General features: G+C 70.2%; 1 protein-coding gene. It reads left to right on the plus strand.

The window, feature by feature from the left end; genetic code table 11:
- A partial coding sequence (locus tag AB0A61_RS41110; RefSeq protein WP_361304750.1) for a transposase occupies window positions 1-1,247 on the plus strand: 1,247 nt, incomplete at its 5' end.
- Window positions 1,248-1,311: the final 64 nt, after the last annotated feature.

Below are 1,311 nucleotides of genomic sequence, written 5' to 3' on the forward strand. Positions count from 1 at the left end.
TTAGCCGTTCCACCCGCCCGAACCGGGTGTTCGAGGCCGTGCGGGAGGTCGTGAAGGCCACCGGTGTCCTCAAGGGCAAGCACCGGCGGGCACTGGACTCCACCGTCCTCGATGACGCGGTGGCCACACAGGACACCGTCACCCAGATCATCTCCGCCATCCGCCGTGTGATCCGCGAGGTCCCCGCGGGCGAGGAGACCGCAGCACAGTGGTGCCACGCGCACGACTACACCGACCCGGGCAAGCCGAGGATCGCCTGGGACGACGAGGCCGCCCGCGCCGCGCTGGTCGACGCACTGGTCACCGATGCGGTCAACCTGCTCGGGCAGCTGCCCGAGCAGGATTTGGGCGAGAGGGCGGCGAACGCGGTGGGCCTGCTGGCCCTGGTCGCGGGCCAGGACGTGGAGCCGGCCGAGGACTCCGACGGGCGCGACGGCCGCTGGCGCATCGCCCGCCGCACGGTGACGGACCGGACCGTGTCCACCGTCGATCCGGACGCACGCCACATCCACAAAAACCGCACCCGCCACCAGGACGGCTTCAAAGGGCATGCGTCCTTCGAACCGGAGACCGGGCTGTTCACCGCGGTCGCCCTCACCAGCGGCTACGGCCCCGGCAACCACGAGGCCGCCGTCGCCTGCGAACTGCTGGCCGCCGAGGACGAAGGCCAGGAGTTAACCGTGCTCGGCGATTCCGCATACGGCACCGGCGACCTGCGCGCACACCTGCAGGCAGACGGCCACACCCTGGTGATCAAGCCGCCACCGCTGCGGCAGGCCATCCCCGGCGGCTTCACCATCGACGACTTCCTCATCGACACAGCCGTCGGCACCGCGACCTGCCCCGCCGGACACACCGCCAACCTCGGACAGGCCAAAGCCGACGGTGCCCGCACCGCCCAGTTCAAGCGCGTGTGCACGGACTGCCCCCTACGCGGACGCTGCACCACCTCCAAGACCGGACGCACCCTCAACATCCACCCCCAGCATGAACTGCTCACCGCAGCCCGCCGTCAGGCCGCCACCGACCCCCTCTGGCAGGACGAATACCGCCGATGGCGGCCCCCGGCCGAACGCGCCATCGCCTGGCTGACCGCCAAGGGAAACCGGCGAGTGCCCTACCGAGGCGTCATCGCCAACAACATCTGGCTCCACCACCGCGCCGCCGCCCTCAACCTCCGCCGACTGATCAACCTCGGACTGACCAGGGCCAACGGCAGCTGGCACCTCACCCCGGCCACCGCATAAGCAAGAAGGGCCGCCCGGCCCACGGCCGGGCAACCCTTCACCAAGATCTTCATGAGTCTTCTAG

Origin of the sequence: Streptomyces sp. NPDC046197 (assembly GCF_040646295.1) — a bacterium.
Classification (GTDB): Bacteria; Actinomycetota; Actinomycetes; order Streptomycetales; family Streptomycetaceae; genus Streptomyces.